At 49.4% G+C, this 23,041-nt stretch carries 20 protein-coding genes; 12 read left to right on the top strand and 8 right to left on the bottom strand.

Features of this window, described 5'->3' with window-relative positions; translation table 11 throughout:
• Positions 1–110: 110 nt before the first annotated feature.
• Positions 111–1,307, bottom strand: a complete 1,197-nt coding sequence (locus tag FHS77_RS11925) for a M20 aminoacylase family protein (RefSeq protein WP_184223658.1) — start codon at positions 1,305–1,307, stop codon at positions 111–113.
• A 271-nt stretch (positions 1,308–1,578) separates the two neighbouring features.
• Between FHS77_RS11925 and yddG the strand changes: the two genes are divergently transcribed.
• Positions 1,579–2,460 (top strand): aromatic amino acid DMT transporter YddG, encoded by an 882-nt coding sequence (gene yddG, locus FHS77_RS11930; protein ID WP_184223660.1) that lies wholly within the window; start codon positions 1,579–1,581, stop codon positions 2,458–2,460.
• A gap of 513 nt (positions 2,461–2,973) precedes the next feature.
• Positions 2,974–3,741 carry a glucosamine-6-phosphate deaminase gene (nagB, locus tag FHS77_RS11935; protein ID WP_184223662.1) on the top strand — a complete coding sequence of 256 codons (768 nt, stop codon included), beginning with the start codon at positions 2,974–2,976 and terminating at the stop codon, positions 3,739–3,741.
• A gap of 56 nt (positions 3,742–3,797) precedes the next feature.
• On the opposite strand, the gene FHS77_RS11940 is transcribed toward nagB, so the two are convergent.
• Positions 3,798–4,811 (bottom strand): LacI family DNA-binding transcriptional regulator, encoded by a 1,014-nt coding sequence (locus FHS77_RS11940; RefSeq protein ID WP_184223664.1) that lies wholly within the window; start codon positions 4,809–4,811, stop codon positions 3,798–3,800.
• Positions 4,812–5,088: 277 nt separating this feature from the next.
• Here FHS77_RS11940 and FHS77_RS11945 point away from each other — a divergent pair, with 277 nt between their 5' ends.
• The 10 genes from FHS77_RS11945 (at position 5,089) to uxuA (ending at position 15,976) form a co-directional block, all read left to right on the top strand.
• Complete coding sequence (locus FHS77_RS11945) at positions 5,089–5,877, top strand: 6-phosphogluconolactonase (RefSeq protein WP_374786259.1); 789 nt, start codon at positions 5,089–5,091, stop codon at positions 5,875–5,877.
• Entirely contained in the window at positions 5,870–6,649 is a 780-nt protein-coding gene (locus tag FHS77_RS11950) for a sugar isomerase domain-containing protein (protein WP_184223666.1), read from the top strand. The genes FHS77_RS11945 and FHS77_RS11950 overlap by 8 nt, the downstream gene beginning before the upstream one ends.
• Positions 6,649–7,818 (top strand): N-acetylglucosamine-6-phosphate deacetylase, encoded by a 1,170-nt coding sequence (locus FHS77_RS11955; RefSeq protein ID WP_184223668.1) that lies wholly within the window; start codon positions 6,649–6,651, stop codon positions 7,816–7,818. Before FHS77_RS11950 ends, FHS77_RS11955 begins: the two co-directional genes overlap by 1 nt.
• Positions 7,818–9,101, top strand: a complete 1,284-nt coding sequence (locus tag FHS77_RS11960) for a neutral/alkaline non-lysosomal ceramidase N-terminal domain-containing protein (protein WP_184223670.1) — start codon at positions 7,818–7,820, stop codon at positions 9,099–9,101. The genes FHS77_RS11955 and FHS77_RS11960 overlap by 1 nt, the downstream gene beginning before the upstream one ends.
• 95 nt (positions 9,102–9,196) lie before the next feature.
• The gene (locus FHS77_RS11965) at positions 9,197–10,525 is read left to right on the top strand and encodes an ABC transporter substrate-binding protein (RefSeq protein WP_184223672.1); all 1,329 of its coding nucleotides are present in this window, start codon (positions 9,197–9,199) and stop codon (positions 10,523–10,525) included.
• 121 nt (positions 10,526–10,646) lie between these two features.
• On the top strand, positions 10,647–11,531 hold the full coding sequence (locus FHS77_RS11970) for a carbohydrate ABC transporter permease (RefSeq protein WP_184223674.1): 885 nt from the start codon (positions 10,647–10,649) through the stop codon (positions 11,529–11,531).
• Positions 11,531–12,415, top strand: coding sequence for a carbohydrate ABC transporter permease (locus FHS77_RS11975; protein ID WP_184223676.1), 885 nt, complete (start codon positions 11,531–11,533; stop codon positions 12,413–12,415). Before FHS77_RS11970 ends, FHS77_RS11975 begins: the two co-directional genes overlap by 1 nt.
• Positions 12,416–12,418: 3 nt before the next feature.
• A complete protein-coding gene (locus tag FHS77_RS11980) occupies positions 12,419–13,654 on the top strand; it encodes an AGE family epimerase/isomerase (protein WP_184223678.1) in 1,236 nt (411 codons plus the stop codon).
• A gap of 5 nt (positions 13,655–13,659) precedes the next feature.
• Positions 13,660–14,727 carry an ABC transporter ATP-binding protein gene (locus tag FHS77_RS11985; RefSeq protein ID WP_184223680.1) on the top strand — a complete coding sequence of 356 codons (1,068 nt, stop codon included), beginning with the start codon at positions 13,660–13,662 and terminating at the stop codon, positions 14,725–14,727.
• A gap of 49 nt (positions 14,728–14,776) precedes the next feature.
• Positions 14,777–15,976 (top strand): mannonate dehydratase, encoded by a 1,200-nt coding sequence (gene uxuA / locus FHS77_RS11990; RefSeq protein WP_184223682.1) that lies wholly within the window; start codon positions 14,777–14,779, stop codon positions 15,974–15,976.
• A gap of 83 nt (positions 15,977–16,059) precedes the next feature.
• Here uxuA and FHS77_RS11995 read toward each other — a convergent pair whose 3' ends face one another.
• The 6 genes from FHS77_RS11995 to FHS77_RS12020 all read right to left on the bottom strand — a co-directional run bounded on the left by FHS77_RS11995 (position 16,060) and on the right by FHS77_RS12020 (position 23,004).
• Positions 16,060–16,845, bottom strand: coding sequence for an ABC transporter ATP-binding protein (locus FHS77_RS11995; protein ID WP_246431310.1), 786 nt, complete (start codon positions 16,843–16,845; stop codon positions 16,060–16,062).
• Positions 16,842–17,705, bottom strand: a complete 864-nt coding sequence (locus tag FHS77_RS12000) for an ABC transporter ATP-binding protein (RefSeq protein ID WP_184223683.1) — start codon at positions 17,703–17,705, stop codon at positions 16,842–16,844. The genes FHS77_RS11995 and FHS77_RS12000 overlap by 4 nt, the downstream gene beginning before the upstream one ends.
• A gap of 4 nt (positions 17,706–17,709) precedes the next feature.
• Complete coding sequence (gene nikC, locus FHS77_RS12005; RefSeq protein ID WP_343061013.1) at positions 17,710–18,648, bottom strand: nickel transporter permease; 939 nt, start codon at positions 18,646–18,648, stop codon at positions 17,710–17,712.
• 6 nt (positions 18,649–18,654) lie between these two features.
• Positions 18,655–19,722: an ABC transporter permease gene (locus FHS77_RS12010; RefSeq protein ID WP_184223687.1), complete on the bottom strand. Its 1,068-nt coding sequence runs from the start codon at positions 19,720–19,722 to the stop codon at positions 18,655–18,657.
• A 125-nt stretch (positions 19,723–19,847) separates the two neighbouring features.
• Positions 19,848–21,476 (bottom strand): ABC transporter substrate-binding protein, encoded by a 1,629-nt coding sequence (locus tag FHS77_RS12015; RefSeq protein ID WP_184223689.1) that lies wholly within the window; start codon positions 21,474–21,476, stop codon positions 19,848–19,850.
• Between the two features lie 103 nt (positions 21,477–21,579).
• A complete protein-coding gene (locus tag FHS77_RS12020) occupies positions 21,580–23,004 on the bottom strand; it encodes an amidohydrolase (protein WP_184223735.1) in 1,425 nt (474 codons plus the stop codon).
• Positions 23,005–23,041 lie beyond the last annotated feature (37 nt).

The following is a 23,041-nucleotide window of genomic DNA, read 5'->3' on the forward strand; positions in this document are numbered from 1 at the left end:
AAAAGAGACTGTTTCTACCGCTATATCTGCGCTTCATATATGTGTTTCATATCTGGGTTATCATGCCGATAAATATTGATACCGGCATGAAAAACACGGACAAAATATCTTTATTTCATGTTACCGCCTGCAGCCAGATAGCGCTCTGCTAACCTTGCCCAAAGGGCGGCACCAACGGTTAAATTTTCATCATTGAAGTTATATTTCGGGTTGTGCAAAACCGCCGAATCCAAACCGTTGCCAAGACGCAAAAAGCTGCCCGGCTTATGTTGCAGAAAATAAGCAAAATCCTCACTGCCCGGAAGCAGTGGACAGGTCGAGACATTATCTTCTCCCACGAGCTCACGAGCCACTTCCGTTGCAAAAACTGTTTCAGCATCGGAATTGACAACCACCGGATATCCGAGTTCATATTTGATCTCGGCCCTGGCGCCATAAGCTGCAACATGCTGCTCGGTCAGTTCACAAACGCGTTTACGCAACAACTCGCGCACCGCCGGTGAAAATGAACGGATACTGATTGCCAGATCGACATGTTCTGAAATCACGTTTGAAGCTTCACCACCGTGGATCGTGCCCACAGTAATGACAGCCGTTTCAGTCGGATCAATATTACGCGACACAACCGTTTGCAGTGCCATCACCAGACTGCACGCAACCATAATCGGATCAACGGTCAAATGCGGACGAGAGGCGTGGCCACCTTTACCGATAACGCGGATTAAAGCAGTATCGGATGCTGCCATCATCGGCCCTGAACGCGAAAGCACCGCACCTTCCGGCATGCCCGGATGATTATGCAGGCCAAAAATCGCATCAACAGGGAAACGTTCAAACAGGCCATCGGCAATCATGGCCTGTGCGCCGCTGCCTTCCCCGGCCTCCTCCGCCGGCTGGAAAACCAAGGTCACCGTACCGTTAAAATTCTTGGTGCGAGCAAGATATTCAGCCGCTCCAAGCAGCATTGCAGTGTGGCCATCATGGCCGCAAGCATGCATTTTGCCCGCCGTCTGACTTGCATAAGAAAGGCCGGTTTTCTCGTGAATAGGCAGAGCATCCATATCGGCACGAATAGCAATATTACGCCCACCCGAGCCCACCGTCAGACAACCAACGACACCATGTCCGCCGACATTGCGGGTTACATCATAACCCCAGCCCTCAAGCTTATCCGCCACATAAGCGGCCGTTTTTTCTTCTTCAAAAGAAAGTTCCGGATGCGCATGCAAGTGATGGCGCATTTCTTCCAATGCCGGACGGTGCGGCTCAAGATCAACGATACGGGCAAAATTATCTGACTGGCTCATGCTCTTCACCCCGCTTTTAGTGAGCGGGGACTCCTGTCACTCAATGATTAGCTAATATGAACAGGACTACACAAATATGTCCGTTTTTCAATCTCATCGTTAAAAAATAACATCAAAGGCACAGTTCTTTAAATCCGTATGTCCTCTCATTTTCCGTCAATTGTTGACGACTACGCTCACCGCCAATTCAACCATGTACAAAAATGGCTGCATCTATTAGCAAGGGGCAAATCAATCGGATACTTCCGAACCACAAAACGAGAATTTTTCAGTGCCTCACAGCAGAGCTACCGCTATAGGTTTAACAGCCATTCTTCTTTGGAGCACGATCGTCGGCCTTATCCGATCTGTCACCGAAGCATTGGGCGCGGTCGGAGGCGCCGCAATGGTCTATACGCTCAGCTCTGTTATTCTGCTTATTGCGGTAGGTGTTCCAAAACTATCCGCTTTCCCGCGCCGATATCTGATTTGGGGCGGACTTCTTTTCGCCGCTTATGAGATGTGTTTGTCACTCTCTATTGGTTTTGCAGATTCTGGCACCCAAGCAATCGAAGTCAGCATGGTCAATTATCTTTGGCCAAGCCTGACGCTTTTACTCACTGTGATAACCAGCAAGCAAACCTTACGCCCGCTTATATTTGTTGGAATGACCGTCTGCCTGATAGGCGTCAGTAAGGTGTTGGGTGGTGAAAATGGTCTTTCATTGCATCATATGGCAGTTAATATTGGTTCAAACCCGCTCAGTTATGGGCTTGCTTTCGCTGGTGCGATTATATGGAGCGTTTACTGCGTTCTAACCAAAAAAATTGCAAAAGGTTGTAACGGCATAACGCTGTTTTTCATCCTGACGGCAACAGTCTTATGGCTTCAATTTGCTTTCACTGAAAATCAGGCTTTTAACTTCACACCTCAGCTGCTTATAGAGCTGTCACTGGTCTCATGCGCCATGGGTTTAGGCTATGCCGCATGGAATACCGGCATTCTCTACGGCAATGTCACCGTGCTTGCCACGGCCTCCTATTTTACACCCGTGCTTTCAGCATTTTTTGCTGCGCAGCTACTGGGGGAAAGTTTAGGTATTTCCTTCTGGCTTGGCGCATTACTGGTTAGTGCAGGTTCACTTATGTGCTGGTGGGCAACAAGGGCGCATTAACATTAGTGCCACTGATATAGCCAGCTTTTGAGGATACAAAACCCCTCCAATAAATACCGTCATCGATCAGCCTTGCACCAAAGTCATTAATCCGCGTGGCTTCAGGATCGGGTAATCGGATACTCGCTTAAAATTGCTTGTTTATAACGTGCTTCCTGCAATTTATTCTCGCTCGGCATCACACAGCACCATTTTACGACAATCTCATTACATCGGGTTTGCACCATGAAACATAAGGCATCTCTCGCAATTACCACGAAACCGGCGGAGTAAAATCAGCCACTCCCGATAAAACGCACAGGCCGGATAAGCAAAAAATTAAATCGTTTTAAAGGAAATGTGCTGACTTCTCAGATAAATATAAAAGATACGCATATTTTAGTGATCTAAGCCTCGCTGACTGCTTGCAAAAACAGCTTCGTCGCAATAATCCTGATAGCAACAATGTCGCTCACCAATGCGGTTATCATGCTAATGCACTTAAAGTGCCTTACATAGAGAAAGAAGTTTGAAGTGAAAGTTCTCATTTGTCCCGATCGCGATGCAGCGATTGAGCGCGCCAAAGGCATCATCATTGATCACGTTAATGCCAGGCCTAAAGCCGTTCTCGGCCTTGCAACGGGCGGCACTATGGTACCTTTATATGAGCGCATCGTCAGTGCCTATCAGGCAGGTGCTGTCTCTTTTGCTGGTGTGACAACTTTCAATCTGGATGAATATATCGGCATCCCGCCGGAACATCCTTGCTCATATCACACCTATATGCGTGATATTCTGTTCCGGCACATTGATATCGACCAATCCCGCACTCATCTGCCGCATGGCATGCCGGATGATGTGGATGCAGAAGGTGAACGCTATGAGGCGGAAATCACCGCAGCGGGCGGTATCTCATTGCAATTATTGGGCATTGGTAAAAACGGCCATATTGGTTTTAACGAACCATCCTCATCGCTTGCATCGCGCACCCGCGTAAAAACGCTGACCGAAACCACACGTAACGCAAACCGCCAATATTTCCCTGAAGGTGAAGAAACACCACGTTTTGCACTGACCATGGGTATTGGCACTATTTTGGATGCGCGTGAATGCCTGCTGATCGCAACAGGTGCCGACAAAGCACAAGCCGTTGCTGATATGATTGAGGGACCTGTTTCAGCTGCTTGCCCTGCATCAGCATTGCAGTTCCACCGTCACGCAACCATCATCACCGACGAGGAAGCCGCAAGCCAATTGCGCCTTACTGATTATTATCAGCATGTGCATCCGGACGGCATTTAATTAAACCGCATAGACACATTTCAGGCGCTGTAAGAAATTGCAGCGCCTGAATTTATTTAGTCAACCAGCGCAAATTCTGCCGGAATATTTGTCATCGTATCACGAATAACAAGATGCGTTTCCAATGTGTGACGCACATCGCGAATAGTGCCGGCCTGCAATATTTCCATGAGCAGTGAGACAGCGACACGGCCTGCCTCACTTGATTGATTGGAAACCGATGTAAGGGCCGGATATGTCATCGCACCCAGCACATCATCGCAACCGATCAGACTGAAATCTTTTGGCACGATCACATGCCGCTCGGCCATGCCGGCGAGTACCCCCTGCGCCGTTAAATCATCAAAGGCAATTGCCGCGCTGGCACCCGTTTTTAAAATGGCATCAACGGCATTTTTTCCCGCCTCAAATGATGGCACAATGGTTGCAACGGTCTGTGCGGTTAGGTTGAATTTTTCTGACGCATCACGCACAGCGGCACTACGCTGCTGGTTCGACCATGATGTAGATGGCCCGCTGACATAAACAATCTTGCGATGCCCTAATCTGGCTAAATGTTCCACCGCCTGCCACACACCTGTACCACTATCAATCAGCACTCGCGCAATCCCCTCAACATCACGATTGATCAAAACGAGGGGATGCTGGCTGGCATGTTCGCGAATTTGCGCATCTGACAAGCGCGATGACGCCAGCACAAAACCTTCCACCTGTCCGGCAAAACGCTTGAGCAATTTATCTTCCTGAACCGGATCTTCACTACCGTTGCCTAAGAAAATGCAAAAATCCGAACGGTCGGCTTCCATTTGAGAAGCTTGAATGAGCGGTGGAAAAAACGGGTTAGCGATATCAGGAACAGTCAAAGCAATGTTGCCATAACGGCCGGTGCTTAAAGCGCGAGCTGTATGATTTGGCACATAACCAAGCGCTTTTGCCGCATTCAAAATACGGGTCACAGTTTCAGGACTCAACATATCAGGGCGCGTAAAAGCACGGGAAACGCTGGAGCGTGCGACACCGGCTGCCTCTGCCACCTGACTAATTGTGACGCCCTTGATTTGCTTTATCATTGTTATTATTGCCCGTTTTTCTTTCGTCGAAATGCTAAGTTTTCCAAGCTTTTACCGCTCTTTTTACCCACATTAAAAACTGCTTCTCATCTCTTTAAACGCCCATAGCATGCGTGATTATGCGCCAATGTGCAATTTATGTTATTGACATGCAACCGGTTGCATGGAATCTTCGTGACAAATATAAAAATAAATAATCGTGCGTAATTTGCATCAAAAGCCAAAAGACTGATCGCTGGCTCCTGATCGTGCCGCACCTAAAATGCTGGAGAGATTTTTGTCGGAAGCGAATATTGGTGAGAGCTTAGCTACGGGCAACCGTTATTACGGTAGCTTAAAGGTTCGGTCGTTTGAAAACCGCGATTATATGGGAGAGGCAGCGGCAAATGATATTGCAGCGGCGCTGCGTGCCCGCCTTCAAACCCAGAATCAGGTTCGTATGATTTTTGCCGCCGCCCCTAGTCAGGCAGATATGCTCAAAATGCTTTGCGCTGCCCCTGATATTGACTGGCGCCGTGTCACGGCTTTCCATATGGATGAATATATCGGCTTGAGCCTGGATCATCCTGCACGTTTTGGCCTCTGGCTGAACCGACATATTTTTAATCAGCTTCCCTTTGGGCAAGTGCATCGCATTATGCCGGGCGATGATGCGTCCGCTGAAGCAAAGCGTTATGCAGCATTACTGGAAGAAGCGCCGATTGATTTCATCTGCCTTGGCATCGGTGTTAATGGCCATATCGCCTTTAATGATCCGCCGGTTGCGCTGTTTGATGATCCCGAAACAGTCAAAATTGTTGTGTTGGATGATGTCTGCCGTCAGCAACAGGTTGATGATAAATGTTTTGCCACTTTCAATGATGTACCGGAAAAAGCCATTACACTCACCATTCCATGCCTGATGAGTGGCCAGCAATTATTTTGCGTCGTCCCGGGTGCGTTTAAGCAAAATGCAGTGCGTGATACGCTTTATGGTGAAATCACCACAGCATGTCCGGCCAGTATTTTACGCAACCATCCGTCCTGCACATTGTATCTAGATAAGGATTCTGATCCGGATGCCTGAAACTCACACCATCAATGCTGACCAGTTATGCGCTGATTATTTGGACAAAACCCATGCGCTTATGAAGCGTATTTTATGTGAGGAAACATCCGCGCTGGATAAAGCCGCCGCCAAACTGGCAGAACAGATCAAGGCTGACCGGCTGATCCATATTTTTGGGCCCGGCGGCCATTCCAATCTTGCCGCGCAAGAGGTTTTCTTTCGCGCCGGCGGCCTGATGCATATCAGCGCCATTTTGGATGAAGGCACCTTGTTGTCCAATGGCGCTCTGCGCTCCATGGCGATTGAACGTCTGCCTGGTTATGGCAAAATTGTTATTACTGATCAAAATCTTGACAGCACAGACCTGCTTATTCTTGTTAATGCTTACGGCATTAATGCAGCCTTGATTGACGCAGCCCTCGAGGCCAAAAGACGTGGCGCTTTTGTTATCGGTGTCAGCTCTCGTGAACATGCCGAAAACACCAGTCCGGACCATCCGGCACGCCATCCTACCAAGCATAATTTGCATGATCTCGTTGACATTGCCATTGATACGAAAGTGCCGATTGGCGATGCTGTTGTGACCATGCCAGGCATGAGCGAGAAGATTGCGGCTATTTCAACCTTTGCCAATGCCTTCACGCTTAACTGTCTGGTGATGCGCACTGTGGCAAAACTGGTTGAAGACAATGTCGAGCCACCAGTCTGGCGTAGTGGCAATGCACCAGGTGGTGACGAAGCGAATGGTCGTTTTATTGCTAATTTCCAGCATCGAGTGAAAGCACTGTGATGACAGACATCCTGTATGGCATTGACCCTGCCACCCAATGCGGTCTCAAAATTTCCATACAGGATGGTCGCATTGTTTCGATCGAAAAAGATGATGATGCCAAGCTTTCGCTCTCAGCCATTAAAGCAACGCCCCTCCCCTATATTTCAGCTGGACTTATCGATCTACAAGTTAACGGCTATGCCGGCCTTGATCTGAATTCAGGCGAACTCACGCCTGAAACGGTCAGTGCTTTATGCCGTAAACTATGTAGGCTGGGTGTCACCAGCTGGTTACCAACGCTCATCACGGCATCTAAAAGCTCCATCATTTCCGCATTGCAAGCCATTGCTGAAGCGCGCCGCACGGATTGGCTGGCAGAGCAAATGATTGCCGGTGTGCACGTCGAAGGTCCTTCGATTTCACCGCTTGAGGGCCCGCGTGGCGCACATCCCTTGCAACATGTCCGCGCTCCCTCATTAGACGAATTTGATGAGTGGCAGAAAGCCAGCGGCAATTTAGTAACTTTAGTAACGATCGCACCGGAACAAACTGGCGCCATTGATTATATCCGCGCTTTAAGTGCGCAAAATATAACCGTCTCCATTGGTCATAGCGCCGCCTCGCCGGATGATATTCATCAAGCCGTTGAAGCTGGTGCGTCCATGTCCACTCACCTTGGCAATGGTGTTGCAGCGACTATGCCGCGCCATCCCAATTTAATCTGGGCGCAACTTGCCAATGATAAGCTATCGGCAGGTTTCATCGCTGATGGTTGGCATTTATCACCGGATACATTTAAAGCCATGCTGCGTGCCCGCGGATTTGAGCGTTCTTTTCTGGTCTCGGACAGTGTGGCTCTCGCTGGCATGCCAGCCGGACGCTATGAACAAGCAATCGGCGGCACGGTTGAAGTTTCTGAAAACGGTCGAATCGGCGTTGCAGATACGCCTTATCTTGCAGGCGCTGGTCTGCCACTCGCAGCCAATGTTCCAATTGCCATGCAAATGGCGAACCTGTCTTTGGCCGAAGCGCTGCAATTAGCGACCAGTAATCCAGGTCATTTCATCAATGGCCGCGGTAAATTGCAGATTGGCGAACGCGCTGATCTGATCAGCTTCATTTATGAGCCGCAGATGAAACAGCTTGATATTCAAGCCGTCTGGGTTGCCGGAAAGCGGATTGTATGATGAGCAGCAGCACCTCACCAGTAAATATATCTGCAGGCGTTGCTGTTATTGACATCACCCCGACATGTGGCGTTGCCATGTCCGGTTTTGCCGCTCGCACAAAACCTGCCGAAGGTGCGCATGACCGCCTCAGTGTGCGCGCACTTGTTCTCAACGACACCGCTCTTGTCGTTGCCGACGTTATCGGCATCAGTGCAGATATGAGCGCTCGTATTCGTCAGCGCTGTTGCTTAGCCGCAGACAATATTGTTATCAGCGCTCTGCACAATCATGGCGGGCCAGTGTCCATGGCCGACCGTTTAAGTATTCAAGCCGATGCCGCATGGCTGGAACGGTTGGAAGATGCTTGTGTGACTGCGATCAATCAGGCAGCAAACAATCTGCAACCCGTAATCATCACAGCAGCACACGGTTCTGATCCTGATGTCGGGCGTAATCGCCGCCATAAAGACGGGCCGGTTGACACCGCCTTGCCACTTATCCGGATCCGCGATAGCTCAGGAAAAATGCTGGCACTTATCATCAATTATGCCTGCCACCCTGTTGTTTTAGGCGCAGACAACCTTCTCTGGACGGCTGATTATCCTTTTTATGTGCGTGAAAAACTGGAAGAACACTATCCGGAAGCAGTCGCTCTATTTGTGACCGGTGCGATTGGCGATGTAAATACCGGCCATAACGCCCATGCTTCGGTAAGCCTGACAGCCACACCGGATCGCACTTATGAAAATGCCGAACGCATCGGTGAAAAGATTGTCAATGCGGCGATGACAGCACCTGAACAACAGGTGCACGGCACGGTCAGCGCGCAGAATATGACAGTTGAACTAACCTTTGAACGGCGTGAAAAACAAACGCCACAAGAACTTTTGGCGCTTTGGCAAAATGAGGCAAAAACTGCTGAACCGGCAAGGCGTGCATTACTTAACTATTGGTGCGACTGGGCAAAGAGCAAGGCCCTTGAACCATTAGAGCCTCTTGACGCAAGAATTACATTCTTGAACTGGGCGGGCATTGGCATTGCGGCTTTACCCGGCGAAATTTTTGCCCAAAGCGGCCTTAACATACGCCAAGCATTGCAAACTCACGAGTGTTTGCTGATTGCCGGATTTTCCGATGATAATCCGGGATATATTCCACCGGAGGATGAATATATCCATGGCGGTTATGAAGTGGATGAAGCCCACCGTTATTATGGGCAAAGCGCAACTTTTGCCGCCGGATGTGCAGAATTGCTCACAAATGGCATCATCCGTCTCGCACAAAAAACAACGAAAGAATAACAAAATAAACAACCAAAATCATGCAAATCTGCTTTGTTAACTTGACACGCAACCGGTTGCATGAGAAATTTTACATTAAAATGAGGGAGGAAGTAATGACAATAATTAATAAAATCTGGTCAAAACAGTTTGTCGTTCAGACATCAGCCAACAAAAAAACCATCTTTAGCGCTGTGCTCAGCGCAGGGCTTCTCGCTGGTCTTTCTGGGGTTTCCGCCGAAACACTGACCGTTTGGAGCGGCTATCCGGAAATGGCGCCGTTCTATCAGCATGTTGCTGAAGGCATGAAGGAAAAATTTCCTGATTTGCAGGTAAAAGTAGAAGCCATTGCACTGCGTGAACATGAAAAACGCGTCGCTCTTGGTCTGTCATCGGGCACATCCGACACAACCGTTATTGAGCTTTCCGGCTCCACCGCCAGCCGTTATATTGAAAACGAACTGCTGCCAGCAGCGCCAGACGAAGTTGCATCTTTTGTGAAAGATCCGGCCAATTTTGGTTCGTTCTTCAGCCAGACCGCTAGCATGGATGGCACCGTTTACGGTGTGCCATTGTTCCGCGGTCAGGGTTCGCTTTTCTATAATACCGAAATGTTTGCGGCAGCCGGTCTTGATCGCGCGCCAAAAACCATGGAAGAATATTCGCAATTCGCTGAAAAGCTCACCAAACGTGACGCTTCCGGCAAGCCGACCGTCTCTGGTTGGAGCCTTCGTTTGACTGGTGGCGGTCAGGGTATTGCCGAGAAATTCTGGATCAACTTGTTCCAGTTTGGCGGCAACGTCGTCAAGCAAACAGATGACGGTAAATGGGTCACTGATTTTGCCAATGAGGCTGGCCGTAAGGCGCTCAAGCAATATCTGGAAAATGTTTACACGCTGAAAACCGTTACACCGGAAATGCCTGCGGATGCGGAAGCATTTGAGCGCGGTGAAACTGCCATGTTCATCCGTGAGTCATGGGTTATCAGCGATATTGCGTCCAAGGCACCCGATCTGAAATATGCCACGGCCCCGCTGCCGCGCGGCTCCATCGGCCTGCCAAACAATCTTTATGTTGCGGGCGAAGGAGACAAGGCCAATATTGGTTGGGAATTTGCCAAAGCTGCCAACACTCCGGAAAATCTTGTCTGGATGCTCAAAAATGTTGGCTGGCTGCCAAACCGTTCCGGCGTTGATTATTCATCGGTCACCAACAGCCAACCGGCTTTTGCAGCGTTTGTTGATTATCCTGAAGGTTATGAGTTCTTCACTTTGCCATCCATTGGTCCGGTTGAAGAAATTCTCACACGCTTTGCAGCCCAGCTGACCAATGCTTTCGGCAATGCCAAACTGGTCAATGATGATGCGGCGATTGATGCTTTCTTGAAAACTGCCAGCGAAGAGATTGAGAAAATTCTCGATCGTGAAGACCTGCTCGGCAAATAAGTATTTCAACAGCAGTCTTTCTGGTCGGGCAACATTGCCCGACCCGTTTTTCCAATGCCACTTTTCCAAGGTCTGTTTTCTAAGGCCCATTTTTTAAGGCCCATTTTCTAAGGGAAGAGCCATGCTGACCCGTAAACGATGGATTTTTGCAATTCTGGCAATCCTCCCGACGCTTGCCATTTTCTCATGGATGCGGATTTATCCCATCGTCGACACATTGCGGCTCAGCCTGCATAAATGGGATCTGCTGTCGAAGAAAAAGCCCTTCATCGGCCTCGACAATTTTCGCGAATTAATGAGCGATCAGCTCTTTCTGGATGCACTGGTAAATACCAGTATCATCGCTTTCGGCGTGCTGATTATCACCATTCCAACCGCAATGGTAATTGCCGGCCTTATCCATCATCGCAGCACATCGCGTTTTTCCGCCTTTTTCGAAACCGCGATTTTCATTCCCTATATTGTTTCGCTCGTTCCCGCGGCGATGGCATGGAAATGGATATTTGATGCGCGTCTTGGCCCTTTAAACGCCTTTTTGTCGATCTTCGGCATCAGTCCGCAGCCATGGCTTTTTGATCCGGTTTTATCGGTTATTTGCATGATTATTCTGTGCTCTTGGCAGGCACTTGGTTATGCGGTTTTGATCTATCTGGTCGGCTTTAAAAGCCTTCCCGTTTCGCTTTATGAAGCAGCCAAGCTTGATGGCGCCACAGCGCGGCAATCCTTCTGGCACTTATCTGTGCCGATGCTCAAGCCGATTACCCTTTACGTATCCGTTGTGACGCTTGTTTCCGGCTTTAACGTCTATGCGCAAGCCTTTGTGCTGGCCTCAGACTCACAAGGCGCGCCAGGTCGTCAGGTTCGCGTGCTGGTGCTTGATATGCTGGAAAACAGCTTCCGCAATTACCGTATCGGCTATGCGGCGTCCGAGGCTGTCGTACTGCTTGCCATTGTATTGGTGCTCACCCTGATCCAGTTTACTCTGTTACGTGAAAAGGGCCGGTAATGACCCAAGTTCAAACCACACAAACAGCTGACCACCATCAAGACGGGCAACGCTTGCGGCGTAAAAAGCGCAATGTCAATCTATCGATTGATGTGCTGCTTTTTGTGATCTCGATCTCTATGCTGTTGCCACTGATATTTTTGGTCGCGAACGCGTTCAAAACACCGCAAGAAATGCTCACATGGCCGCCGACCATTATTCCGGCGGATCCAACTCTTGAAAATTTTAAGTCGGTTTTGAGTGACACACCGCTTTTGCGCTGGATCATGAACAGCATTCTGTTTGCATGTCTTTCCACCATCTGCATTGTCGCCACATCCGCAATTGCCGGTTATGTGCTGGGCAAATTCCGCTATCGCAGCATGAATATTATCTTCGCGCTCTTCTTGGCAACGGCGGTGGTGCCTTTTGAAGTCTATATGATCCCGCTCTATTTTCAGGTCAAAAGCTTAGGCCTGCTGAATTCCGTCTGGGGATTATTATTCGGCTATATGGTGATGAGCTTTGGCATTTTTCTTATCCGTCAAAATGTCATTCACTCCATTCCGGATGAATTACTGGAAGCAGCACGCATTGATGGTGCCAGTGAGTTTTGGATTTTTCTGCGCATTGTTCTGCCGCTCTTACGCGGTGCATTGGCTGCACTTGCAGTTCTGGCTTTTTTCCAGGCATGGACATCATTCGCATGGCCGATGATTGTGGCAACAACGCGTGAGAGCTATACAATTGAAGTCGGGCTTGCACTGTTCCAAACCGGTTTCACCGTTGATTTGGGTCGCCTCAGCGCCGCTTCGGCCACCGTGCTTATTCCGTCTGTTCTTCTCTTTGTTCTGCTGCGCCGCAACTTTGTTCAAGGTGTCGCCAGCACCGGCATGAAGGAATAAATGATGAATTTTCTTGATGCAGCCCGCAGCCAATATTTAGCTGTTAATAGCGGCACATTTTACTGGATGCTGTCACGTGCGCCGTTACAGGGTGGTTTTCTGAACACCAAGCATAACAGCCTTACCTTGCAAGATTATGGTAATGCTGATGGCATGCGCGGGCCCGATTATACCTATGGATGGATACAAGGTCGCGGGCTGGAAGCACTCGCCACTCATGCTAATTTTTTTGATCTGGAATTACCGCCACTCGCTACAAAACTCGATGCCACAGGCAAGGCGCTTTATCCGCTTTTGGAAAAGCTCATTGCCAAAGACGGTCATGCTTATTTTTGTTATGATCCAGACCATAATCCGGTTTATCCGGATCAAAACTACAAGCTTGCCCGCCAAAATCCGGCCAACAACATCTACACCTATTCTGACGCCTTCGTGTCAAAAGGGTTGATGGTTGCAAGCAATCGTTATCACGGCGCGCCTGATAAAAACCATGTCGCCTATCTGGACAATGTCATTCAGGCAATTGAGAACGGACGTTTTCAGATCGACGAACGCCAGCCTCTGTCAAAAATGGCAATCGAAAAGCAACCAGATGACATCGGCCCCCGCATGATCTTGCTTGGTGCTGCCGCCCTTTTCAATCGTGTTGGTCTGCATAATCACACGGCCTATGCCGGACGCTTTATCAGTCATATTATCGACCGGCATTTCGATGTGAAAACCGGCTTACTACGTAATGTGCCCGAAGGTGATGAATGCAATGTCGGCCATGGCATTGAATTTGTTGGTTTCGCGCTCGATTATTTGGGCGAGGACGCGGACCCTTCACTAATTAAAAACTTAGAAAAAATTCTGCTCGCTTCATTCAAAACAGGCTTTATCAATCCGGGTATTGCTTTGTCAGTTTCGGTTGCCACAACCCAAGCCACCAATAAAACCTGCCCGTGGTGGTCACTGCCAGAAACAATCCGTGCGGCAGCGCTGCTTTATGAACGCAACCGCAGCAATGAAGTTCTTGATGTCTGGAAAACGGCTGATCAAGCCTTCTTCAAAAATTACTGGCTCGGCACGCCACCATTAGCACGTCAAACCATGACGCAAGATGGCCAGATCGATTTTGTACCTGCCACACCGGATCTTGATCCGGGCTACCATACCGGCCTCAGCCTGCTTGCTGCCCTTCAGGTGGCAGACAGATTAAGCAATAAATCTTCATTATCTGCAACGCATAAGGTTTAAGAGACATGGCTTCTGTTGAAATTGCAAACGTCACCAAGGCCTATGGTCAGCTTGAAACCATCAAGGGCGTTTCAGTTGATGTGCCCGATGGTTCATTTGTCGTACTTGTCGGCCCTTCGGGCTGCGGCAAATCCACATTGCTGCGTATGATTGCAGGGCTTGAAGACATCACCGGCGGTGAAATCCGTATCGGTGGCCGAGTGGTCAATGATGTGGAACCCAAACACCGTGACATTGCGATGGTGTTCCAAAATTATGCGCTTTATCCGCATATGACCATTGCCGAAAATATGGGTTTCTCGCTACGCTTGGCTAAAAAGCCAGCGGCAGAAATTCAGTCACGCGTTGCAGAAGCTGCACGGATGCTGGGTCTTTCTGATTATCTTGACCGCTATCCAAAACAGCTTTCCGGTGGTCAGCGCCAACGTGTGGCGATGGGCCGTGCAGTGGTTCGCAATCCGCAGGTTTTCCTCTTTGACGAACCGCTTTCCAATCTGGATGCAAAGCTGCGTGTACAAATGCGTGCTGAGCTCAAAGAACTGCATGCACGCCTGAAAACAACAACCATTTACGTCACCCACGATCAGATTGAAGCCATGACGATGGCCGATAAAATCGTCGTCATGAAAGACGGCTTGATTGAACAGGTGGGCTCACCGCTTGAGCTTTATGATCATCCGGCCAATGTTTTTGTGGCCAGCTTCATTGGTTCTCCGTCGATGAATTTCATCAAAGGTAAAGTGTCAGCAGATCAAAAGTCAGTACAAACAGCTGATGGTATAAACCTGCCTCTTGGTTCGGCCACCGCACTGGCAGGCGGTAACGATGTAACTTTCGGCATTCGCCCGGAGCATCTGACGCTGACAGATGAAACGCAGGGCATTCCGGTCACCATTACCAATCTGGAACCGACAGGATCTGACACATTCATTCAAGGGATGATCGGTACTCAAAAGATTGAAGTGCAATTGCACCAACGCCTGAATGCACGCATCGCAGACACAGTATATTTAAACTATGCGACTGAAAACGTGCATCTTTTTGATGCCACAACCGGCATCCGTATTAACTAAAGCCAAATTCGTCTTAGACTGAATTAAAGAATGAAGTGAGGAATTTGACATGCGTCAGGGATGGAGATGGTTTGGCCCCAATGGAGGCATACCATTAGATGCAGTGCGGCAAGCTGGGGCAACTGACATTGTGTCAGCTTTGCATGAAGTGCCGATTGGTCAAGCCTGGACATCCGATCAGGTGCGTGCACGCAAAAACCTGATTGAGAACACCCCTTCCGGCCGTACACCTCTTATCTGGTCGGTTGTTGAAAGCATTCCGATTTCGGATAAAATCAAGCGTGAGGGACGTGCAGCAAGTCAGGATATCGCAGCATGGATCGCTTCCATGGAAGCACTGGCTGAAAATGACATTAAGGTCATCTGCTATAATTTCATGCCGGTAGTGGATTGGTGTCGTACCGATCTTGATTATGAAGTCTCCACCGGCGCGACAGCAATGTATTTCGATCAGAACCGCTTTGCCGCGTTTGACTTGCATATTTTGCAACGTAAAGACGCCGAGAAAGACTATTCAGAAGCAGATCGTATTGCGGCACGCTCTACCTTTGAAGCAATGAGCGACGATGATATCAACCAGCTGATTGCCAATATTGCCAGCGCATTGCCCGGCTCTACAACCGAGCCACTTACAATTCCGGCATTCCGTGAAAAACTCGAAACCTATACCCATATTGATGCAGACCAACTCCGCCAGAACCTGATTGAGTTCTTGGAAGAAGTAACACCGGTTGCTGAAAAACTTGGTGTTCGCCTGACATTGCATCCAGATGATCCGCCTCGCTCACTCTTCGGCTTGCCACGTATCGCATCGAATGAAGCCGATTATGCGGCGATTTTTGATGCCGTACCATCACAAGCCAATGGCATGTGTTTTTGCTCAGGCAGCCTTGGTGTCAATGCGGATAATGATTTACCAGCTATGGCCAAACGCTTTGCTTCGCGCATTTATTTTTCGCATTTGCGCGCAACAACACGGCTTGGCGATGGTCGCAGCTTCTATGAAGCTGCACATCTCGAAGGCGATGTGGATATGGTTGCCCTATTACGCGTTCTTGTTCAGGAAGACCGCAAGCGTGACAAGGGCGATAAAATTATTTTCCGTTCTGACCACGGCCATCGCATGCTGGATGACTTAGACAAGAAAGTAACACCTGGCTATCCGGTGATCGGCCGTATGCGTGGGCTAGCCGAGCTTCGCGGCATTATTACTGCGCTTGATCCTCAGGCACTCTGTACCGTTAAATAGATTAAACACCATAAACGAAAATGGCCTGCATGATACAATCATGCAGGCCGTTTTTTAAATGCAGACTTATTAGTAAAACTGCGTCAAGCTTCCTGACGGCGTTCAACGGCTTCAATACTGGCTTGCAGAAAGCTTTGCGTATATTCAGCATTGGCACGGGATTGGCGCAGATCATCAGCCGTCAATTCTTCCAGAATAACGCCCTTATGCATCACGCCAACGCGCTCGCAAATATGCGCGACCACTGCCAAATCATGACTCACCATCAGATAGGTGAGATTCCTTTCGCGGCGAAGTACCTTCAGCAGATTGAGAATTTCTGCCTGCACAGAAACATCCAGTGCAGAGGTTGGCTCATCCAGCAGCAAAACTTCAGGCTCGATAATCAAAGCCCGCGCAATAGCCACGCGCTGACGCTGACCGCCCGATAATTCATGCGGATAACGATAGAGAAAGCTCGGGCCCAGACCCACTGCTTTCAGCACATCCAGAATACGCTCTTCCTTGCGATCCATATTGTGAATGGCAAGGCTTTCCGCCAGCACTTTATGCACTTGCTTACGCGGATGCAGTGAAGCATATGGATCTTGAAACACCATCTGCACACGGCGGAAAAAAGCTTTGTCGCGTTGCTGGCCGAGCTTTACATTATCAAAGACAAAATCGCCCTGATAATGCGGAATAAGCCCTGCAAGGGCACGCAGGATCGTCGATTTACCGCAGCCGGATTCACCGATCAAACCATAAGCTTCACCACGTTCAATGTGGAAATTGACCTGCTTGACGACGCGGGCACGCTTGCTGCCTTTACCAAAGCTGATGGAAAGATTGCGCACATCAACGAAAGGAGCTTGTGTCATATCTGTCATTTATTTGCTCCGGCCAGAGTTGGCTCAGTCAGCCAGCTTGGGTCACGCTGTGGCACTTCAAGCATATCAACAGGCTGATTAAGGCGCGGCAAACTGGCAAGAAGTGCTTGCGTATAAGGATGCTGCGCTTTGTGCAGTTCTTTGGCTGGCAAATCTTCCATGATGCGGCCAGCATACATCACCAGCACACGATCACAAAAATCCGCAACCAGATTAAGATCATGGCTGATGAACATCAAACCGGTGCCGGAACGGCTGACCAGTTCGTCCAAAACGGTCAGAACCTGACGGCGAACAGTTACGTCCAGCGCTGAGGTTGGCTCATCGGCAATAATCATATCCGGTTCAGGTATCAGCATCATCGCGATCATCACGCGCTGCCCCATACCACCGGAAATCTCATGCGGAAACAATTGCATGACACGTTCAGCATCACGAATATGCACTGCTTCCAGCATATTCAATGTGCGCTGGCGCGCTTCCGCCTTGTTGACCTTATGATGCAGGCGATAGGCTTCCATGATCTGATCACCGATGCGGATCAATGGGTTGAGTGAATATTTCGGATCCTGCAGGATCATCGAAATCTTGTTGCCGCGAACTTTCCGCATGTCTTTTTCAGACGCACTAAGCAAATCCGTATCACCAAAACGCATGGTTTTGGCGCGGATTTTTGCAGCTTTCGGGGTTAGTTTGAGCACCGAACGACCGGTCATCGACTTACCTGAGCCGGATTCACCAACAATACCGACTTTTTCGCGTCCGATCGAAAAACTAATGCCGCGCACGACATCAAAATCCCGATCGACACCTGGAAAAGAAACCCACAGATCTTCAACTTCAAGTAAAGGCTTGGTCATTTTATTATCCATTCCGCGGGTCAAGAACATCACGCAATCCATCGCCAAACAGATTGAAGGCAAGGCTTGAGAGCAGGATGGCGCAACCCGGAACAGCGGCCAGCCACCATGATGTCATCATGAATTCACGGCCACTTGAGAGCATCGCGCCCCATTCCGGACTTGGCGGCTGTGCGCCAAGACCAAGAAAGCCCAGACCAGCAGCAGTCAGAATAATGGACGCCATATTCAAAGTGATACGGATCACGACGGACGGAATACACATCGGCACCACATGACGCAGAATAATGCGCATGGTTGATGCACCCTGCAATTTAATCGCTGCCACATAATCGGATGAACGAATGGTCAGGGTTTCGGCTCGCGCCAGACGCGCAATCGGTGGCCATGAAGCAAGCGAAATTGCAATCACTGCGTTTTCAAGACCGGGTCCAAGGGCTGCGGCAAAGGCAAGCGCCAATACCAGACTTGGGAAGGCCAGAAAAATGTCAACGATACGCATCAACGCTGTATCGACCCAGCCACCCATATAACCAGCGGTGGTGCCGATGATCAAACCAATCGGCGCTGCAATGACGGCGGTTAGGGTCACAATATAAAGCGTAATACGCGAGCCGAAAATCAGACGGCTAAATATATCGCGGCCGATTTCATCGGTGCCGAAATAATGCTGCCATGATGGCGGTTGCAAACGATTAGCCAGATCACTGCTATAAATATCATATGGTGCGATATATGGCGCAAAAATTGCAATCAGCACCAAAGCGACGACAATAATCATGCCAAACATCGCTGATGTATTCATGCGAAATTTGAGCCATGAGCGATAGGATTGCTGCACGCGCGACTGGAAAGCGGAAGCAGCAACAGGAGCAGTCAGCCATGCGCGAAATGCCGATTGTTTGCGCAAGGATTCAGAAGCGGAATGATTACTCATTGTTATGTTTCCTTATCTGGTGCGCGGATCGAAGACGCGATAGAGAAGATCGCTGATCAGATTGATGGCAACAAAGAGGATGCCGATCAGCAGCGTACAGCCAACAACCGCGTTCATATCACCCGCCATCAGGGCGTTAGTGAGATATCGGCCAAAACCAGGCCATGCGAAAATCGTTTCGGTCAGCACCGCACCTTCCAGCAAAAAGGCGTAAGAAAGCGCAACAATTGTTACCACCTGCACGGCAACATTGCGGAAAGCATGCCCCCACACGGTGCGTGGCCATGAAAGACCTTTAACGCGGGCGGTAATGATATATTCCTGATTGAGCTGCTCAATCATAAAACCGCGGGTCATGCGGCTGATATAAGCCATCGAGCCAAAAGCCAAAATTAATGCCGGCATAATAATATGGCTGAAAGCATTGCTGAATGCTTCCCACTGGCCTTGCATGGCCGTATCCAGCAACATGAAACCGGTTTTGCTCTCAAACGCATATTCATAAATGAAATCAATGCGTCCCGGACCACCGATCCAGTCAAGCTTGGCATAAAAAATAATCAAGGCCATCAGACCCAGCCAGAAATTCGGCGTCGAATAACCAAAAAGGCTGATAATACGCACGCTGTGATCAAGCAATGAATTGCGATACATTGCGGAATAAACGCCGAGCGGAATACCAAAAGCCGTGCCGATAACAATCGCCACTGTTGCCAATTCGATGGTGGCCGGAAACACGCGGGCGATATCTTCCAAGACAGGGCGACCGGAGGTCAGCGCCTGCCCGAAATCAAACATCAGCGCGTTTTTAATATACATACCATATTGCACGATCAGAGGCTGATCGAGGCCAAGCTTACGATACATAATATCGTAAGTTTCCTGCGAGATATTATCGCCCAGCATGGCAATGATCGGATCCAGCGGCAAAAGGCGACTGATAAAAAACGTGAGCGTAACCAAACCCAGCAGCGTAATCGCCACGGAAATGATCAGACGCGCGGCGGCGGCGAAAAACTGAAGCGCAGGGCTAAGTTCTCGTTCAACCTCCCCGTCTTCAATGATTTCATGCGTCGTCATCGGCAGTTATTCCTAAAAAATAAGAGCAGGATTTTATACAAGCGAGGGCGTGTGCTTGTCATAAACAGGGCTGAATAAATATCCTGTTCTGCCGGCAAAAGACCGGCAGAACAGTTTTTAAACACTTATTTTTCAGCCAGATCGTAATAGGCGCGGAAACCGTTCCACTGCCAATTTTTCATTGACTTGTTCATGCTTGCAGTTGTCAGGCTCTGGAAAATATAGGCGTGCGGGCCTTTTTCCAGCATTTCTTTCTGCAATGCATGGTAAAGCTGCTTGCGCTTTTCCTCATCGCGCTCAAGCAATGCTTCTTCAACTTTGGCGTTGACTGCTTCATCAAAATAAGAAGCGCGCCAGCTCGGATACATCGACTGCTTGGCTTCTAGGCGATTGTCCGGATTGTAAATCTGGCGTGAAGCATTGCCATGTGCATCAGGAACGGTGGTTTTCCATGCCAGCAGACTTGTCTGGAATTCACGGCCGCGAACGCGGCTGAAAAGCTGCGAAGAAGCCATGCGTTCGATCTTGATTTTAACACCAATTTTACTTGCTGCATCCTGAATGGACTGGGCAATCGGTGCTGCATATGGCTGATTGGTAATCAGCATCGTGGTTTCAAAACCGTCAGGGTAACCGGCTTCGGCCAGCAATTCCTTTGCTTTTTCCACATCCAGTTTAAACGGCTGACCTTCTTCTGCATCAAGTGCACCGAAAGCACCAAGCTGTGCAAATGATGCGCGCGGTACACCGCGATTTTTAATAATCGTATCCGCAAAGCCCTGATAATCAATCAGATAGCGCATTGCCAAACGCACTTTTTCATTGGCAAAAACCGGATCGCCGTTGTTAAGGTTCCAATAGAAGATTGACGGATTCAGAATGCGGGAAACATTGATTTTATCCTGCGCTTCAAGATCGTTCAGATCTTCCGGGGTCAGGTCACGAGCAACGTCAATATCGCCTTTTTCAAGCAACAAACGCTGGGTGCCAGCTTCTGATACGTGGCGGATCAGCACTTGCTGAAGTTTTGGTGCTTCACCCCAATAATTGTTGCTTGCCTGCATGATAACCACTTCGGCAGGGTTCCAGCGCACAAGCTTATAAGGGCCGACACATTCCGAACGGGTGGTCAGATATTTATTGCCCATATCGCCGTCAACCTGCTGCTCCATCAGCAGTTTCTGATTGAGAAGCGAGGCAACACGGTTTGCAGCAATCGCCGACATAATCAAATTGATCGGATAGGCTTTATCAAGCTTCATCACCAATGTGTTGTCGTCAGGGGCAGAGATGGTGTCATCGATGGTTTCTTTCACAAAACCATATTCATTCAAAGTAGCAGCATTGCCAAACCCAAGCTTGACCACGCGCTGCAATGACCAGGCCATGTCTTTGGCCGTGGCTTTATCGCCATTTTCAAACTTCAGGTCATCGCGCATATGGAAGGTAATCTGCTTGCCGTCTTCAGACACATCCCAACTTTTGGCAAGATTTGGTACGACTTTGCTTTCATCTGCCGGATCAATGTCCACCAATGGATCACAAATATTTTGAATAATTTCGTTGGTTGCCGCTTCACCGATCTGTGCCGGATCAAAGGTGCTGATCGCGTCAATATTCCACGCCATTACCAAAGTGTTTGGTGGTGAGGCTGCTTCAGCTGCAAAAGTTGCGCCAAAGCCTGCACCGGCCAAACCGGCAGCAATAGCAATTGCACTGCTACGACCAAGAATTGATTTCATTGTTAAGGTCATGATGTCTCCCACTTTATTTTTGGTTTAAACTGACGGTTTTGTCCAAGCCGCTTGTTGGACAAAACCAGATATGGCGTGTGAAGTTTGCCGCTTATTTGGCCCGTTACTCTGCAGGACGTGGCTGCAAAGGCGGATTAACTTCCGGTGGAATCGGGCAGGTATAAGGCATTTTCGCAGTGCGTGCCTTATGGTCTGCTTTTGCTTCCGCCATGATTTTTTCATCTTCCATGACGTCAATAGCTGTGCCAGCCATCACTTTGGCGGCATAGACCATACCCTTATGCGCGGCAGGCATTTTGCCCTGCGCAGTAATCTGCCATGAGTGACCCGGTGAGCCGATCGCATGGGTTGCAACACGTGCCTGAACGGTTGGCACAATCCAGCTGACATCGCCCAGATCGGTTGAACCAATCATCGGCACGCCTTTTTGCTCACGCGGCAACACGTAATCGCAAAGCGGTGAATTAGCGTCAAATTCCTGACCAACGCGCAGGTAATCGGTTTCGATATCTTCCTGCGAGAGGGTTGCCTGAATTTCGGTGGCAAATGCACGATCAGCATCATCAAAAGGCACGCCGCCCAGACGATCCATGTTGGACTGCATGGCGATTTCCAGAGGTGTGTTACCAAGCAAATTGGAAACTGCACTCATGATGGAAATATCGACGGTGGTGTCGGTCATCATCGCAGCGCCCTGCGCTACTTTTATAACACGTTCGTTCAATGCGAACATACCGGCCAGATCGGTTGCACGGATGGTATAACGCACTTTTGCTTTCGCCTGCACCACGTTTGGCGCAATGCCACCGGCATCCAGATAAGCATAATGCAAGCGGCAATCTGCCGGCACATGCTCGCGCAAATAGTTGCAGCCAACGCTCATCAGTTCCACCGCATCAAGTGCGGAACGGCCAAGATGCGGTGCCGCGGCCGCATGGGACGCGCGACCGGTGAATTCAAAATCCATACGGGTGTTCGCCAAAGACTGTGCGTCATCCACTTGCGTGAAAGATGCCGGATGCCAGCAAATGGCAATATCAACATCATCAAATGCACCAGCACGTCCCATAAAGGATTTGGCAGCGCCACCTTCCTCGGCTGGGCAGCCATAATATCGGACACGGCCTTTTTTACCGGTTGCTTCCAGCCAGTCTTTAACAGCCGTTGCAGCCAGCATAGCAGCAGAACCCAACAGATTGTGGCCGCAGCCGTGGCCATTAGTGCTGCCTGCCATCGGGCGTGGTTCAGCAATGCCTGCTTCCTGACTTAAGCCCGGCAGCGCATCATATTCACCCAAAATTGCAATAACAGGTCCGCCTTCACCAGCTTCACCCATAACAGCAGTTGGAATACCGCCAACATTTTCGGTAATGCGGAAGCCCTGCTCTTTCAGCATTGCTGTATGTTCAGCGCAGGACTTATATTCCGTATATGCGATTTCCGGCATCCCCCAAACGCGGTCGCTCAGAGCTTCAAACTCAGCCTTTTTTGCGTCCACGTGATCCCAGATTACTTCACCATTCTTCACGGTGCTCACTCCCAGTCATAATTCCAGATTTATAAAT

The sequence above is a fragment of the Paenochrobactrum gallinarii genome (assembly GCF_014205685.1).
GTDB lineage: Bacteria > Pseudomonadota > Alphaproteobacteria > Rhizobiales > Rhizobiaceae > Paenochrobactrum > Paenochrobactrum gallinarii.